We start from the raw sequence: 15,774 nt of genomic DNA, 5'->3' as shown, positions 1-15,774 counted from the left end.
GCGCAGCGGTGGGTGGCGGACAGGACTATGAGAGCAGGCGAAGCGTCCTGCGCAGTTCATTGATGACGCACGTGGCGCGGGCGTCCGCACCTGCTTCCATGATGTTGGTGAGATAGGCGAATCCGACTTGGTGGGTCGAGTCGGCGAAAGCGACCTGTCCCCCGGCTCCGTCATGGCCGAAGGATGCCGCGCCGAGGTATTCCCGTGCGAGTGAGGGCAGTTGGAATCCCATTCCCCAGCGGGGGAAGGGAGCCTGTCCCCCGAAGACGGGAGTACCTTCAGTCTGGGGTCGGATGGCGTCGGCGACGGTGTCGGGATGCAGAAGCCGCACGCCGTCGGTTGCCACCACGGTGGATGACCAGATCGAGGCCAGTGCACGGGCAGAGGCGATACCGCCCGCTCCCGGAAGTTCCGCTGCCTGTACCCGGGGGTCGTTGAAGCCACCGTCAGTTTCCTCGACGAGTTCGGGAGGAAACGCGTTCCCAAGAGTCAGGGCCCGCTCTGACCAGTCGGTTTCTCCGGAAGGCCGCGCGGCGGCCTGCTGAGCCATGAAGGCGGTGAGGGTCCGTCCCGCGCGCATGTGCGCAACGCGGTGCCGGGCAGCCGGGGGGAGGCCGATCCATGCGTCGGCACGCAGGGGCGTGGTGATGAGCTCTTCGAAGTACTGGCCGACCGTCATGCCGGTCACGCGTCGAATGACCTCGCCGATCAGCCATCCATGGGTGAGGGCGTGGTAGGCGTGTCCTTCGCCGGCCGGCCACAGGGGTTCCTGCGCCGCGAGGAGCCCGGTCATCCCGTCCCAGTCGATGGAGTCCTTGATGGTGAGGGTGTCGCGCGGTGCCGAGAGGCCGGATCTGTGAGCGAGGAGATCCCTGACGGTGACCGTGTCTTTGCCGGCGGCCGCGAACTCGGGCCAGTACACAGCGACAGGTGTCTCATAGCCGAGACGGCCTTCCTCCACGAGACGTGCCGCGAGTATGGAGGTGAGGCCTTTGGTGCAGGAGAAGATGACGCTGATGGTGTCTTTCGTCCAGGGGGCGCGTTCGCGTTCGTCGGCGGTCCCACCCCACAGGTCGAGGACCGTTTCGCCTGCCACCCGTACGGAAAGTGCCGCTCCCATGTCGTCATGGCGGGTGAATGTCGTGGCGAAGGCTTCTGCGACGCGTTCGAATCCGGGGGCCGTGCGGCCGTTGATGGATGCGTTCACCGGGGAGTTCCTTCGCTCGGGCTGAGGGGGACGATGCCCTGGTGCTCCGGGGAACGGCCCACTGGGAAGGGGTCACAGATCGAGCCCAGGAACGCGCCGTCGGCGTCCGTGGTGTCGAAGGCGAGCATCACTGTCCGTCCGACCCGGTCCTCGATGACGCGGCCGCTGTAGAGGGACTCGTCGGCGACGACGAGACGGGCGTCTTCCACCGGGTAGGGACCCAGGGCGGAGGGTGCCCGGATGCTCCAGATGCCGCCGCTCTGCCCTGCCTCGCGTCTCTCTGCGGACAGCCGTGGCGTGTCGCAGGACATGAGCAGTGTTCTTTCTCCCTGGATGGTGGCCAGCTGAGGGACTTCGAGGTGGGCGAAGCCCGCGCCCACGGAGCTGAGCGGGGGCTGAACCGTCCAGGTGCACAGGTCCGGTGAGGTGGCGTGTGCGACGACCCCGCGGTCGTCGGCAGCGCCGTGGTTGGCACGGGCCGTGACCAGCATGTGCCAGCCCTGCCCGTCCGGGTCGGGAAAGACCCATGGGTCGCGCCACGCCTCTTCGGGCCAGCTGGAATCGCCCAGCTTCTCGTACCAGCGGTCGTCTGCCTCGGTGATGGGACCGGGCTGTCTCGTCCAGGTGTGCAGATCCGTGGAGGTGGCCACACCGATCGCCTGGGTGTTGCCGCCGAGGCCGGCGAAGCGTGCGCCGGTGTAGAACATCCGCCAGACTCCGTCAGGCCCGCGGAGCACACTGCCGGTCCAGACGGCGGTCTCGTCGAAGCTGCCCGCAGGACCGGGACCGAGTACGGGTCCGTGGTCCTGCCAGTCGGTCAGATTCGTGGAGGTCGCATGGCCGATACGGGCGTTGCGGTGCCGCAGTTCGGGGTCGCCGAGGCTCTTGGGGGCATGGAGGTAGTACATGTGGAAGGTGTCACCGTCGTCGGCGAACCAGAAGTCCCATACCCAGGCGTGGTTCAGGTGAAATGTCACAGGGCGTCCTTGTGCGTCGGCCGTACTTATGGCAGAGGCGGCCGGGTGAGATGGTGGGGGGAGGTGTGAAAATCAGCCCTTGACGGCGCCTTGGAGCAGCGCCTTGATGAACTGACGCTGGAAGATGACAAAGATGATGATCGTGGGCAGCATGACGATCAGCGCGCCGGCGAACATCAGGGGGAGCTGATTGAGGTACTGGCCCTGGAAGGCTCCGAGTGCCCCGGCCATGGTGCGCTGGTCCGGATCGTCGACCAGGACCAGCGGGAGCAGGAACTGGTTCCACGTCCACAGGAACAGCAGGATCGCCAGGGAGGACAGCGCGGGGGCGGCCAGGGGAAGCTGAATACGGCGGATCTCCTGGAAGATGCTCGCCCCGTCGATACGAGCCGCCTCGGACAGCTCTCTGGGCACTCCGACGAAGTGCGCGCGCATCCACACGACGCTGAACGGCATGTAGAGCCCGATCAGCGGGAGGATGATCGCCCAGCGGGTGTTGAGCAGGCCCATGCCGGTGATCTGGTAGTAGATCGGGATGATGATCGCCTCGAACGGGATGGTCAGGCCGAGCACGAACACGATGAACACGACCTTGCCGCCGGGTATGCGCAGGTTTCCCAGCGCGTAGCCGGCCAGGGTCGCCATCAGGAGACTGATCGGGACGACGCCCAGGACGATGCTGAGGCTGGATCCGAGCAGCTGCCAGACATGCGCCGTCCTGAAGGCGACGGCGAAGTTGCCCCACTGCGGATCACTCGGCCAGGAGATCCCGCTGGGAATGCGGTCCGCAGGCTGCAGTGCGCCGGAGAGCATGCCGACCAGCGGCAGCACGGTGAGAACGAGGACGACGGCGAGGACGACACGTCCGATGATCACCTCGGCCTTGTTGACGATCATCAGGACTTTTCCTTTGCCAGCAACTGGATGGGCAGCACCACCACGAGGACGAGCGCGAGCAGGACGACGCCGAAGGCAGATGCCAGGCCTACCTCGCTCTGGGTGAAGGCGAGCCGGAAGATCGAGATGCCCGGAACCAACGTGCTCGTTCCCGGGCCGCCCTTGGTAGTGGTGTAGATGATGTCGAAGCTGCTCAGCGCCGCGATGACCGTGATAGTGACCAGCACGGCGATCTCCTGCCGCAGCCCTGGAAGAGTGACGGTCACGAATTCCCGCATCCAGCCGGCGCCGTCCAGCCGCACTGCCTCGTACAGGGATGCGTCGATCTTCCCGATGCCGGTGACCAGCAGGATCGTGCACAGACCTGTCAGCACCCACGAACCGATCAGGCCGACGGCAGGAAGAGCTGTGCCGAAGCCTGCCAGCCATGACCGCGAAAGGAACCCCAGGCCCACGGAGTCCAGGATGGTGTTGATGGTGCCGGTCTGCGCGTACATCCATGACCAGGCGATACCGGCGGCCACCAGCGGGATGATCTGAGGAAGAAACAGGATCGTCCGCGCGGTGGTGGCGAACGCGCCGGGCCTCATCGAACGGATCAAGGTGGCCAGGACCAGTCCGCTGCTGACCGGGATGACCGTGAAGAAGACAATGAGGATCAGTGCGTTGATGATCGAGATCAGCAGCTCCGGGTCGGTGAACACCCGGGTGTAGTTCGCGAAGCCGACCCAGGTGGAGGCGCCGATTCCGTTCCAGTTGTAGAACGAGTACTGCACGGCGGTGACCAGCGGATAGATCACGAACGTGGAGAAGAAGGCAAGAGCAGGCAGTATGAAGAGCCAGCCCAGGGTGGTGCCCCGGGCCGCTTTGCGGGTGTGCCGACGAAGACGGTTCCCCAGGCCCGCAGCACGAGCGCCCTGGCGGGGGCGCCGCGCTGCGGCTGTGGTCGGTTCCGAGGCCCCGTGCCTGCGGACATCGCTGCTCATGCTCCGGCCAGTTCCTTCTCGTAGTACTGCTGGATCGCCTCGGTGAATGCCTTGGGCTCCATGCGGCGGGTCAGCAGGCGCTGCTCGTAGGGCTGGAACGCCCCGGCGTAGATACCCGACGTGGTGTTGGCCATGAAGTCCACGAACCCGTTGTCGGCTCCCACTTCCGCGGAGACCTTGAGGGCCTGGTCGATCAACGAACCAGCCTTGGCCTTCGGCAACTGCTGGGCGGGGTCGCCGCCGGGCGACGCACCGGTGACATCGACGACGATCTGACGGGCCTTGGCGTTGGTGTGGATCCAGTTCAGGAAGAACGCCGCCGCGTCGGCATGCTTCGCCTTGGCCGGGATGGCGAACGAGTTCGCGGCGCCCATCGCAACGTACGTGCCGCCGGAGGCAGCGGGCGGCATCGGAACGAAGGTCGCCGCGCCCTGGCCCATGGCCTTGTCGGTTCCTGCGGCGTCCCAGTTCCCGTTGAACATCAGCAGGCCCTCGCCCGCCTGGAAGTTGGAGACCATCGTCGTGTAGTTGATCGCGTTGACATCGCCGGGGAAGTACCCGGCGTCCGCCCACTTCTTGAACACCGTGGCGCCCTTGAGGCTGGCGGCCGTGTCGAACGTGGCGCCCGACTTGTTGAACATCCAGTCGACCAGGTCACTCTTGTTCCCGTACTGGTTGATCAGCGCCTGCAGTGCGAACGTGCCTACACCGTCCTGCATGCCGATCTGCACCGGAAGGATCTTTGCGGCCTTGGCCTTGGCCATCCACTCCTCCAGCTCGCCGATCGTTTCCGGCGCCCCGGACAGCCCCAAGCGCTTGGCATACTTCTGGTTCACGTAGATACCAGTGACGCTGTAGCCCAGACCCAGTTGGTAGAGCGACCCCTCGCCCCGCACGCCCTTGCCGCTCATCCGGGAAGCAGCCAGCTGCCCGGCTGAGAATTTATCCCACCCGTAGCCCTTGAAGTACGGATCGAGGTTCGTCAGCAGCCCGTCCTTGACCGTATCCCCCATCGTCGGCAGACGGATGAGGTCCGGTGCGTTGGTGCTGGCCATCAGACGCGGCGCATTCGCGGTGAGGTTCGCGAAGCTGTCACGAACGACCTTGAAGGTGACGTTCGGGTGCTGCTTGGTGAACTCCTCAGCCAGGTCGTCAGAGACCGGAAAGCCCGTCTCGTCCTGGATCTTGATCGTGATCTTGTCGGAGGTGAGCTTCAGGCTCACATCGCCGGACTCGGTCGGGTTCGCGGCGGGTGACCCCGGCGCGCACCCGGTCAGGGCGAGCGCACCGGAAGTGACGGTGGCCGTGAGGGCCGCCCACGCCGTGCGTGATGCGGTGCTGCGTCCATGACGGGAACGCTCTCGCTCGTTCGACATCTACAAGGCTCCGTTGTCCGTGCGCGGGTCCGTGGAAGGGGGTCAGGCATGACGCAGGGAGGTACCTCCTGCAGCCCGGCGGCCACGCGGCGCGTCGAGGTGTCCGTACCCGAAACGAGCCAAACCGCTTGCTAAACCCTTTTAGCAAGGCCATAGTCAGCCTGAGGATGGGTGCTGTCAAGGAAATGTTCGCAACGGGTTGGGCGGCGTGATGGGCTTGAGACCAATGCCCACGCCGACCGCGGAGGAGAGATGCCATGCCGGACAAGCGCGTCACGCTGGCCGATGTCGCACGGCGCGCGGGGCTGTCCACGGCCGCCGCTTCGATGATCCTGAACGGCAGGACCGACACCCGCTTGTCCGCAGAAGCGCATGCCCGGGTCAACGACGCCGCCGCAGAACTGGGCTACCGGCCGAACGTGGCCGCCCGCGGTCTGCGGACCCGCAAAACCCTCACCATCGGATTCATTTCCGATGTGGTCGCCACCACCCGCTTCGCCAGCGGTCTGATCAAAGGAGCACTGGACGCCGCACGGAAAGCCGGCCACGTCCTCCTAGTGCTGGAGACCGGGGGCGACCCGGCACGCGAGTCCGAAGCGATCGCGGCCGTCCTCGACCGCCAGGTCGACGGCATCATCTTCGGCGTGATGCGAGCCCGGGAACTCTTCGTCCCCGACCTCCCGCAAACGACCAACGTGGTCATGCTCAACGCCAGCAACAAGAAACATCCCGTGTCGGTTCTTCCCGACGAACTGAGCGGCGGCAGAGCGGCGGTCGGACTCCTGGCTGACGCCGGCCACCGGAACGGCATCGCTCTCATCGGCCATAACCAAGAGGTCGAGAAGAACCTCTTTCGCTCGGCGACCGTCGGGCAACGCATCGCCGGGATTCACGCGGAGATGGCCGAGCGCGGACTGCGGTTCGCCGCCGAGGAATCATGTTGGGACTGGGAACCCCACCACGGCTACGACGTGACCCGCGCTCTCCTGAAAGACCACAGCGACATCCGTGCTCTGCTCTGCATGAACGACCGCCTTGCATTCGGCGCGTACCAGGCGCTCGCTGATTGCGGCCTCTCCGTCCCCCACGACATCTCGGTCGTGTCCTTCGACAACGACGAACTCGCCTCTTACCTCAGGCCCGGCCTGACAACTGTCGCTCTGCCCCACGAAGCCATGGGCCGCGCCTCCATCGAACTCCTCCTCGACCACAACCGGCATCCCGACCATCATCTGATCCCCATGCCGGTCATCGAGCGAGGCTCGATACGCCCTCCCGCCGGCTGACCCCGGGCGGCCCGCCAACTGGCTCCAGCGAATGTCCCCGAAGCAGTGGCGGGCGCGGTGGGCCTCCGGCATGCCGGTCACCGCGACCCGCTCGGCGCCGAACCGGTCGAAGATATTGTCGTAGACCTCCAGGCGGCGGTCGGACTCTGCATCCATCCGCTCCCGCGCGGCCGGGTCCCGGTCACAGCCCTGCGGGCCCTGGGGCTCGTCCATGTCCGCAAAGACAGTGCCGCAAAGAAATCCTTGCAAGGGTTTCCTCGCGACACTGTGCGGGCGGCATGGGAAACGGCGGCACCCCCGCACGGGTACCGCCGTTCTCTTTGTGATCCGGAGCCGTTGCCGATCGGTGAGGGTGGTCGGGTGACAGGCAACGGCTCCGGGGTTCATGTGCCCCGAAGGTCAGGGACGCAGGGCTCGGGGCCCAGGGCTCAGCGGTGGTCGCTGCCCTTCGAGGTGACCGCCGCGCGGCCCGCCTCCAGGCGGGCGACCGGGATGCGGAACGGGGAGCAGGAGACGTAGTCCAGGCCCACCTCGTGGAAGAAGTGGACGGACTCCGGGTCGCCACCGTGCTCGCCGCAGACGCCGAGCTTGAGGCCGGGGCGGGTGGCACGGCCGGCCTCGGCGGCGAGCTTCACGAGGGAGCCGACACCGTCCCGGTCGATGGTCTCGAACGGGGAGACGCCGAAGATGCCCTTCTCCAGGTACGCGGTGAAGAAGCTGGCCTCCACGTCGTCCCGGCTGAAGCCCCACACCGTCTGGGTGAGGTCGTTCGTGCCGAAGGAGAAGAATTCGGCCGCCTCGGCGATCTGGCCGGCGGTCAGCGCGGCCCGCGGCAGCTCGATCATCGTGCCGATGGCGAGCTTCAGCTTCGTGCCGGTGGCCTCCTCGACCTCCGCGATGACCTGGTCGGCCTCCTCGCGGACGATCTCCAGCTCCTGGACCGTGCCGACCAGCGGGATCATGATCTCGGCGCGCGGGTCGCCCTTGGCCGCCCGGCGCTCGGCCGCCGCCTCGGCGATGGCCCGTACCTGCATGGTGAACAGGCCGGGGATGACCAGGCCGAGCCGGACGCCGCGCAGGCCCAGCATCGGGTTCTGCTCGTGCAGCCGGTGCACGGCCTGCAGGAGGCGCAGTTCGTTCTCGTGCGGCTCCTGGCGGGACTCGGCGAGGGCCACGCGGACCGACAGTTCGGTGATGTCGGGCAGGAACTCGTGCAGCGGCGGGTCGAGGAGCCGGACGGTGACCGGGAGGCCGTCCATCCCCTCGAACAGCTCGACGAAGTCCTTCCGCTGGAGCGGCAGCAGCGCCTTGAGGGACTCCTCGCGCTCGTCCTGGGTGTCGGCCAGGATCAGCCGCTCCACCAGCTCGCGCCGGTCCCCCAGGAACATGTGCTCGGTGCGGCACAGGCCGATGCCCTGGGCGCCGAAGCGGCGGGCACGCAGCGCGTCCTCGGCGTTGTCGGCGTTGGCGCGCACACGCAGCCGGCGCTTGCGGTCGGCGAAGGCCATCATCCGGTGGACGGCCTCGACCAGTTCGTCGGCGTCGTCGGCGCCCGGGTGCATCCGGCCCTCGAAGTACTCCACGACCGGGGACGGCACGACCGGGACCTCGCCGAGGTAGACCTTGCCGGTGGAGCCGTCGATGGAGATCAGGTCGCCTTCCTCGACGACGTGTCCGCCGGGGACGGTCATCCGGCGGCGCTTGGTGTCGACCTCGAGCTCCTCGGCGCCGCACACACAGGTCTTGCCCATGCCGCGGGCGACGACGGCGGCGTGGGAGGTCTTGCCGCCGCGGGAGGTGAGGATGCCCTCGGCGGCGATCATGCCGTCCAGGTCGTCGGGGTTGGTCTCGCGGCGGACCAGGATGACCTTCTCGCCGGAGCGGGACCACTTGACGGCCGTGTACGAGTCGAAGACGGCCTTGCCGACGGCCGCGCCCGGGGAGGCCGCGATGCCGCGCCCGACCTTCGCGACCTTCGTGTCCTCGTCGAAGCGGGGGAACATCAGCTGGGCGAGCTGGGCGCCGGTGACGCGGGTGAGCGCCTCGGCCTCGTCGATCAGCCCCTGGTCGACGAGCTGGGTGGCGATGCGGAAGGCGGCGCCCGCGGTGCGCTTGCCGACGCGGGTCTGGAGCATCCACAGCTGGCCGCGCTCGATGGTGAACTCGATGTCGCAGAGATCCCTGTAGTGGTTCTCCAGCGTCTCCATGATCTGCATCAGCTGGTCGTACGACTTCTTGTCGATCTGCTCCAGCTCGGCGAGCGGCACGGTGTTGCGGATGCCCGCGACCACGTCCTCGCCCTGGGCGTTCTCCAGGTAGTCGCCGTAGACGCCCTGGTGTCCGGAGGCGGGGTCGCGGGTGAAGGCGACTCCCGTGCCGCCGCCCCTGGATGTCTCGGTCGGGCCGAGGTTGCCGAAGACCATGGAGCAGACGTTGACGGCCGTGCCCAGGTCGTGCGGGATGCGCTCCTGGCGGCGGTAGAGCTTGGCCCGGTCGGTGTTCCAGGAGTCGAAGACGGCGTGGATGGCGAGGTCCATCTGCTCGCGCGGGTCCTGCGGGAAGTCCCGGCCGGCCTCGGTCTTGACGATCTTCTTGAACTTGGTGACGAGCTTCTTGAGGTCGGCGGCCTCCAGCTCGGTGTCGACCGTGACCTTCTTGGCGGCCTTCGCCGCGTCCAGCGCGTCCTCGAACAGTTCGCCGTCGACGCCGAGGACGGTCTTGCCGAACATCTGGATGAGGCGCCGGTAGGAGTCCCAGGCGAAGCGGTCGTCGCCGGCCTGCTTGGCCAGTCCCTGCACGGACTTGTCGGAGAGGCCGATGTTCAGGACGGTGTCCATCATGCCCGGCATGGAGAACTTGGCTCCGGAGCGGACCGACACGAGGAGAGGGTCGTCGCTCTGGCCCAGCTTCTTGCCCATCGCCGCTTCGAGGGCGTCGAGGTGCGCACTCACCTCGTCACGCAGTGCCGCCGGCTCCGTGCCGCTCTCCAGGTAGACCTTGCAGGCCTCCGTGGTGATGGTGAAGCCGGGAGGGACGGGGAGGCCCAGATTGGTCATCTCGGCGAGGTTCGCACCTTTTCCGCCGAGAAGGTCCTTGAGGTCCTTGTTGCCCTCGGTGAAGTCGTAGACGAACTTCACGTCCTCAACGCGGTGACCCTGCTGGTCTACGTGGGGATCTTTGTTTTCCGACACGGGTCTCGACTCCTCGAGGACGCGGTGGCTGCCCTGACGAGCAGGAACATACCCAGATCAAGGGCGTCTGGGTACGCCCGCACGTGCGTCATGCGTCTGCGACCACTCCGCCGCCACGGGATCGAAAGTCAAGGATTGGCAAGCCGCCGCAACCGCATGTGTTCACTTCTTGAACGCACCAGCCCCGGATTGAGCCATCCGGCCGCTCGAATGAGCGCTGATCGGCACGTTTGATTTCGCTCGATGAACGATCAAGGGGTGGCACCGAGTGCCATCCTTTGAGAAGTGCAGCCGCCCGCAATTCGCTCATCTGAGCGCAACCCTTATCAGGGGTGGTGAGAATCACGCTGCCACAGTCGCCGGGATTTCACCATGCGGACGTGCTCCATACGACTACCCCGGCGGCCGCGCGGGCGGTTGTGCAGGCACATCACCGGCGCTCCACGGACGGCATGCCCGGCCTTTGCCCCCTGTTTTCCGAACGTACCTCCACCGTGCTGAACGCGCCGGTCGGCGCGCCCGTACGGAACTACGGCGGATCCGGACCCCCACGCCGGGTCCGCCACCTCACCAGGTTTTGCACGGAAGGACCTCCGGGTGCCCGTCTTCACACGCCTGCGCCGACCGACCCGCACGACCGAACCGGCCCGCACGACCGAGACGGCCGAACCGGTCGGGACAGCCGAAGGGAACCCCCGGGGAGAAGGGCATCCGCCCCCGCCCCAGGAAGAAGAGACGGAAGAACGGCGTGGGGAAAAGGAAGAGACCTCGAAGAAGCTCGCCCTCCACACCCTCCGCACCCGCTGCGCCCGCCTGCGCGAGGAGCACCCCCGCGCCGCGCGTGCCGCCCGCTGGACGCTGCACGGTCTCGCCGCCGCGCTGATCGTCGGCGCGCTCCTGCTGCCGAACACCGCCGGCGCCCTGCGCCCCCGCCAGTTCACCCGGATTCCGGCCGAGGCGATCATCGGCGCGGTGCTGCTGCTCGCCCTGCCGCGCCGCCCGCGGATCGTCGCGGCCGCGCTGTACGGGGCCGGCATCGCCGTACTGACCGTGCTGAACGTGCTGGACATCGGTTTCAACGAGTATCTGGGCCGGGGCTTCAACGTGGTGCTCGACTGGGGGCTGCTCGACGACGCGCAGCACTACGTCGAGGACTCGATGGGCGGCGCCGCCGCCACCGCCGCCGCCGTCGGCGCGGTCGTCCTCGCCCTGCTCCTGGTGGTCGTCATGGCACTCGCCGCGGTCCGGCTGGGCAACCTGCTGGCCCGGCACCGTACGCGGACCGGCCGGGGCGCGCTGATCGCGGGCACCGTGTGGATCACCTGTACCTCCCTCGGCCTGCAGATATCCGGTGTGCCGGTCGCCTCCGACCGGGCGGCGGCCGCGCTGAAGGTGCAGAGCAAGCGCGTGCGGGACACGCTGCGCGACGAGGCGGCGTTCGAGAAGGTGGCGCGCACGGACCCGTTCGCGGGCACTCCGTCCGGCCGCCTCCTGCCCGACCTGCGCGGCAAGGACGTCCTCATCACGTTCATCGAGAGCTACGGCCGGACCGCCCTGGAGGACCCGGTGATCGCCCCCGGTGTCACCGGCACCCTGGACGCCGGCACCGAGTCACTCGCGAAGGCGGGGTTCGAGGCGCGCAGCGGCTGGCTGACGTCGTCGACGTTCGGCGGCAGCAGCTGGCTCGGCCACTCGACGGCGCTGTCCGGACTGTGGATCGACAACCAGCAGCGCTACCGCACCGCCACCGCGAGCGACCGCCTCACGCTCACCAAGGCGTTCGGGAAGTCCGGGGCCTGGGACACCGTCGGAGTCGTTCCCGGTGTCCAGAAGGGCTGGCCCGAGGCGAAGTGGTTCGGCCTCGACAAGGTCTACGACGCCTTCCAGCTGGGCTACCGGGGACCGAAGTTCAGCTGGTCGACGATGCCCGACCAGTACGCGCTCGAGGCCTTCCAGCGCTTGGAGCACGGCAAGAAGCGCGACGGGGGCAGGAACCTGATGGCGGAGATCATCCTGACCTCCAGCCACCAGCCCTGGGCGCCCCTTCCCGAGATGGTCGGCTGGGACGAACTCGGCGACGGTTCCGTCTTCGGCCCCATCCAGAGGGCGGGCAAGGAACCCGGCACCCTCATGACGGACGCCACCAAGTCCCGTCAGGAGTACGGCAGGTCGGTCGAGTACTCGGTGACCGCCCTCACCCAGTGGCTGGAGCGCTACGGCACCGACGACACCGTCCTCGTCTTCCTCGGCGACCACCAGCCCATCGCCCGGGTCAGCGGTCTGCGGGCGAGCCGGGACGTGCCGGTGACGATCGTCGCCAAGGACCCGAAGGTGCTGGACAAGGTCGCCGACTGGAACTGGACGGAGGGGCTCAGGCCGGACGAGGAAGCGCCCGTGTGGCGCATGGACGCCTTCCGGAACCGCTTCCTGAAGGCCTACGGATCCGTCCCGCACCCCGCCGGAGGCTGAACCGGCGCCACCCCGCGCCCCTGCTCCTGCCCTTCGACCGGACCGGACCGGACCGGACCGGCTCAGCCGCCGGACGTGTCGAGTTCGGCGTCCGCGCCGACGTCCGCGCACGCGTACGGGTCCTTCAGCCAGCCGTCCGGCAGCGCCACCCGGTTGTTGCCGGACGTGCGGCCGCGGGGGCCGTCCGCGCCGTCCGGCCAGGGCTGGTCCAGGTCCAGCTCGTCCAGCCCGGCCCGCAGGGCCTCGAGGGAGGAGGTGATCGCGAGCCGCCTGCGCATCTCGGAGCCGACCGCGAAGCCCTTCAGGTACCAGGCGACGTGCTTGCGGAAGTCGATCACTCCGCGGGCCTCGTCGCCGATCCACTCGCCGAGCAGGGTGGCGTGCCGGACCATGACGTCGGCGACCTCGCGCAACGCGGGCCGGCGGAAGTCGTCCCGGCCCTCGAAGGAGGCGACCAGGTCGGCGAACAGCCACGGCCGTCCCAGGCAGCCGCGCCCCACCACGACCCCGTCGCAGCCGGTCTCGCGCACCATTCGCAGCGCGTCGTCGGCGGACCAGATGTCGCCGTTGCCGAGCACGGGGATCTCCGGCACGTGCTCCTTGAGCCGGGCGATGGCGTCCCAGTCGGCAGTGCCGCCGTAGTGCTGGGCGGTGGTGCGGCCGTGCAGGGCGACGGCGCTCACGCCCTCCTCGACGGCGATGCGGCCGGCGTCCAGGTAGGTCAGGTGGTCGTCGTCGATGCCCTTGCGCATCTTGATCGTGACCGGCAGGTCCCCGGCGCCGGCGACCGCCTCGCGCAGGATGGAGCGCAGCAGGTTCCGCTTGTAGGGCAGGGCCGAGCCGCCGCCCTTGCGGGTCACCTTCGGTACCGGGCAGCCGAAGTTGAGGTCGATGTGGTCGGCGAGGTCCTCCTCGACGATCATGCGGACGGCCTTGCCGACGGTCATCGGGTCGACGCCGTACAGCTGGATCGAGCGCGGTGTCTCGCTCGCGTCGAACGTGATCAGCTGCATGGTCTTCTCGTTGCGTTCGACCAGCGCCCGGGTGGTGATCATCTCGCTGACGAACAGCCCCTTGCCACCGCTGAACTCTCTGCAGAGCGTGCGGAAGGGCGCGTTGGTGATCCCGGCCATGGGGGCCAGCACGACGGGCGGCCGGACCGTGTACGGGCCGATCGTCAGGTCCGACGGGGCCAGGGCCGGGGCGGGGGCCGGGTCCGACGTCGCGGCCGGGTTCGGGGCGGAGGGGGGCGTGGACATTCCTCCATTGTCCCGCATGCCAAGGGCGCGCCTGTCTCGCACGCCACAAGGATGTACCCGTCCCGCACACCAAAGGTGTATCGGTCATTAGTTAGCCACACTACGTAACCACGCGTACGATGGCGTGCATGCCCGAGCTCAGCCCGCGCCGACGTCTCCTCGTGCTCGCGATCTGCTGTATGAGCCTGCTCCTCGTGAGTCTGGACAACACGGTCCTGAACGTCGCCCTGCCGTCGCTCCAGAAGGACCTGGACGCGAGCACCTCGGGTCTGCAGTGGACCATCGACGCGTACACCCTCGTCCTGGCGTCGCTGCTGATGCTCGCCGGCTCCACGGCCGACCGGATCGGCCGCAGACGGGTCTTCACCGCGGGCCTGGTCGTCTTCACCCTCGGCTCGCTGCTGTGCTCGCTCGCGCCGAACCTGGACGCGCTGGTCGCCTTCCGCATGGTGCAGGCGGTGGGCGGTTCGATGCTCAACCCGGTCGCCATGTCGATCATCACCAACACCTTCACCGACCCGCGCGAGCGCGCCCGCGCGATCGGCGCGTGGGGCGCGGTCGTCGGCCTGTCGATGGCGGCGGGGCCCCTGGTCGGGGGCCTGCTGGTGGACTCCGTCGGCTGGCGCTCCATCTTCTGGATCAACCTGCCGGTGGGTCTCGCCGCCCTCGTCCTCACCCTGCGCTTCGTCCCGGAGTCCCGGGCGCCGAAGGCCCGCCGCACCGACCCGGTCGGCCAGCTGCTGGTCATCACCCTGTTCGGCTCACTGACGTACGCGATCATCGAGGCGCCGCACGCGTCGCTCTCCACCACGGCCCCCTTCGGCGCCCTCGCGCTCGCGTCCCTGATCGCCCTGCTCCGCTACGAGTCCCGGCGCCACGAACCCCTCATCGACCTGCGCTTCTTCCGCTCGGCACCGTTCAGCGGGGCCACCGTGATCGCGGTGAGCGCGTTCGCCTCGCTCGGCGGGTTCCTGTTCCTGTCGACGCTCTATCTGCAGAACGTACGGGGCCTGAGCGCTCTGGAGGCGGGGCTGTGGATGCTCCCCATGGCCCTGCCGACGTTCCTGTGCGCCCCGCTCTCCGGCCGGCTGGTCGGCAACCGGGGACCCCGGCTGCCGCTGCTGATCGCGGGTGGCGCGATGACGGCGGCCGGGCTCCTGTTCGCCCTCTTCGAGGCCGAGACGTCCAACGCCACGCTGGTCGCCGGGTACGTCCTGTTCGGTGTCGGCTTCGGCTTCGTCAACGCGCCCATCACCAACACCGCCGTCTCCGGCATGCCCCGCGCCCAGGCCGGGGTGGCCTCGGCAGTGGCCTCCACCAGCCGGCAGCTGGGCCAGGCGCTCGGCGTCGCGGTCATCGGCGCGGTGCTGGCGGCCGGGGTGGGCTCCTCGTCGTTCGCGGACGGCTTCGTGGAGGCTTCCCGGCCCGGCTGGTGGATCCTCACCGCGTGCGGCCTCGCGGTGCTGGTGGTGGGCGCGGCGACCTCGGGCCGCTGGGCCCGCGCGACCGCGCGGCAAACGGCCGAGCGGCTGGAGTCGGCGGAGATCCGCGAGGCGGCCGGCGCGGACGTCTGAGCACACGGCCCCGTGTGAAGGCGTACGCCGCTGCCCGCGAAGGCGCTGACCCCGATGCGGCACGCGGCCCCCGTGCGAAGGCGTGCGCGCTCGCGCGTCACCGGGCGCGCTCTCCCGTGCGGGCGTGGGCCGGTTCTCCACCGAATTCGCCCACGGAGAGCCCCCGTTGATGTTGTTCTTGCCGCAGACTCCTTGTCGTCCCCGATCGTCGTCCCCGATCGTCGTCCCGATCGGTGGCAACAGGTACGGCGACGACGACCGCACATACCGGAGGCCTCATGCCCCAGATCGACACGAGCAAAGTCAGCCGCTGGGACCAGCACGGCCGGGAACACGTCGTACGGGTCCGGCGCACCGGTGTGCAGCGCACGATCAGCTGCGAGACCTGTGACTGGCGCCAACGCGCCCAGTTCCTGCCCTGGCTGAAGGCTCAGGAACATCTGGTGGAGGCCCACCAGGCGACGGTGGATCCCACGGAGAGATGAGCCCGCCCCGGACGGCGCGGGAAGCGCCGTCCGGGGCGGGCTCGACGGAGTCGGCGGCGCTACGGCG

At 68.5% G+C, this 15,774-nt stretch carries 11 protein-coding genes; 4 read left to right on the top strand and 7 right to left on the bottom strand.

The features are described from left to right. Window positions 1-25: 25 nt before the first annotated feature. The 5 genes from ACFYQA_RS18610 to ACFYQA_RS18590 all read right to left on the bottom strand — a co-directional run bounded on the left by ACFYQA_RS18610 (window position 26) and on the right by ACFYQA_RS18590 (window position 5,290). On the bottom strand, window positions 26-1,207 hold the full coding sequence (locus ACFYQA_RS18610; protein ID WP_388918617.1) for a serine hydrolase domain-containing protein: 1,182 nt from the start codon (window positions 1,205-1,207) through the stop codon (window positions 26-28). Continuing rightward, window positions 1,204-2,184 carry a glycosyl hydrolase family 32 gene (locus tag ACFYQA_RS18605; protein WP_388918614.1) on the bottom strand — a complete coding sequence of 327 codons (981 nt, stop codon included), beginning with the start codon at window positions 2,182-2,184 and terminating at the stop codon, window positions 1,204-1,206. Before ACFYQA_RS18605 ends, ACFYQA_RS18610 begins: the two co-directional genes overlap by 4 nt. Before the next feature lie 72 nt (window positions 2,185-2,256). Continuing rightward, window positions 2,257-3,081 (bottom strand): carbohydrate ABC transporter permease, encoded by an 825-nt coding sequence (locus ACFYQA_RS18600; protein WP_388918611.1) that lies wholly within the window; start codon window positions 3,079-3,081, stop codon window positions 2,257-2,259. Beyond that, on the bottom strand, window positions 3,081-4,067 hold the full coding sequence (locus ACFYQA_RS18595) for a carbohydrate ABC transporter permease (protein WP_388918608.1): 987 nt from the start codon (window positions 4,065-4,067) through the stop codon (window positions 3,081-3,083). Before ACFYQA_RS18595 ends, ACFYQA_RS18600 begins: the two co-directional genes overlap by 1 nt. Continuing rightward, entirely contained in the window at window positions 4,064-5,290 is a 1,227-nt protein-coding gene (locus ACFYQA_RS18590) for an ABC transporter substrate-binding protein (RefSeq protein ID WP_388918605.1), read from the bottom strand. The genes ACFYQA_RS18595 and ACFYQA_RS18590 overlap by 4 nt, the downstream gene beginning before the upstream one ends. Before the next feature lie 410 nt (window positions 5,291-5,700). Between ACFYQA_RS18590 and ACFYQA_RS18585 the strand changes: the two genes are divergently transcribed. After that, window positions 5,701-6,729 carry a LacI family DNA-binding transcriptional regulator gene (locus tag ACFYQA_RS18585; protein WP_388918602.1) on the top strand — a complete coding sequence of 343 codons (1,029 nt, stop codon included), beginning with the start codon at window positions 5,701-5,703 and terminating at the stop codon, window positions 6,727-6,729. Window positions 6,730-7,157: 428 nt separating this feature from the next. On the opposite strand, the gene ppdK is transcribed toward ACFYQA_RS18585, so the two are convergent. Then, window positions 7,158-9,920: a pyruvate, phosphate dikinase gene (ppdK, locus tag ACFYQA_RS18580; RefSeq protein WP_388918599.1), complete on the bottom strand. Its 2,763-nt coding sequence runs from the start codon at window positions 9,918-9,920 to the stop codon at window positions 7,158-7,160. 597 nt (window positions 9,921-10,517) lie between these two features. Here ppdK and ACFYQA_RS18575 point away from each other — a divergent pair. Then, the gene (locus tag ACFYQA_RS18575; RefSeq protein WP_388918596.1) at window positions 10,518-12,389 is read left to right on the top strand and encodes a CDP-alcohol phosphatidyltransferase; all 1,872 of its coding nucleotides are present in this window, start codon (window positions 10,518-10,520) and stop codon (window positions 12,387-12,389) included. Window positions 12,390-12,451: 62 nt separating this feature from the next. Here ACFYQA_RS18575 and dusB read toward each other — a convergent pair whose 3' ends face one another. Beyond that, window positions 12,452-13,666 (bottom strand): tRNA dihydrouridine synthase DusB, encoded by a 1,215-nt coding sequence (gene dusB, locus ACFYQA_RS18570; protein ID WP_388918593.1) that lies wholly within the window; start codon window positions 13,664-13,666, stop codon window positions 12,452-12,454. Between the two features lie 110 nt (window positions 13,667-13,776). Here dusB and ACFYQA_RS18565 point away from each other — a divergent pair, with 110 nt between their 5' ends. Both ACFYQA_RS18565 and ACFYQA_RS18560 read left to right on the top strand, forming a co-directional pair. Then, window positions 13,777-15,222, top strand: a complete 1,446-nt coding sequence (locus ACFYQA_RS18565; protein WP_388918590.1) for an MFS transporter — start codon at window positions 13,777-13,779, stop codon at window positions 15,220-15,222. Window positions 15,223-15,500: 278 nt separating this feature from the next. Then, window positions 15,501-15,707, top strand: a complete 207-nt coding sequence (locus ACFYQA_RS18560) for a hypothetical protein (protein WP_381371361.1) — start codon at window positions 15,501-15,503, stop codon at window positions 15,705-15,707. Window positions 15,708-15,774 lie beyond the last annotated feature (67 nt).

The sequence above is a fragment of the Streptomyces sp. NPDC005774 genome, assembly GCF_042871645.1.
Lineage (GTDB): Bacteria > Actinomycetota > Actinomycetes > Streptomycetales > Streptomycetaceae > Streptomyces > Streptomyces pratens.
Note: the sequence above shows the minus strand (reverse complement) of the source record. Positions and strands in the feature narration are given on the sequence as shown.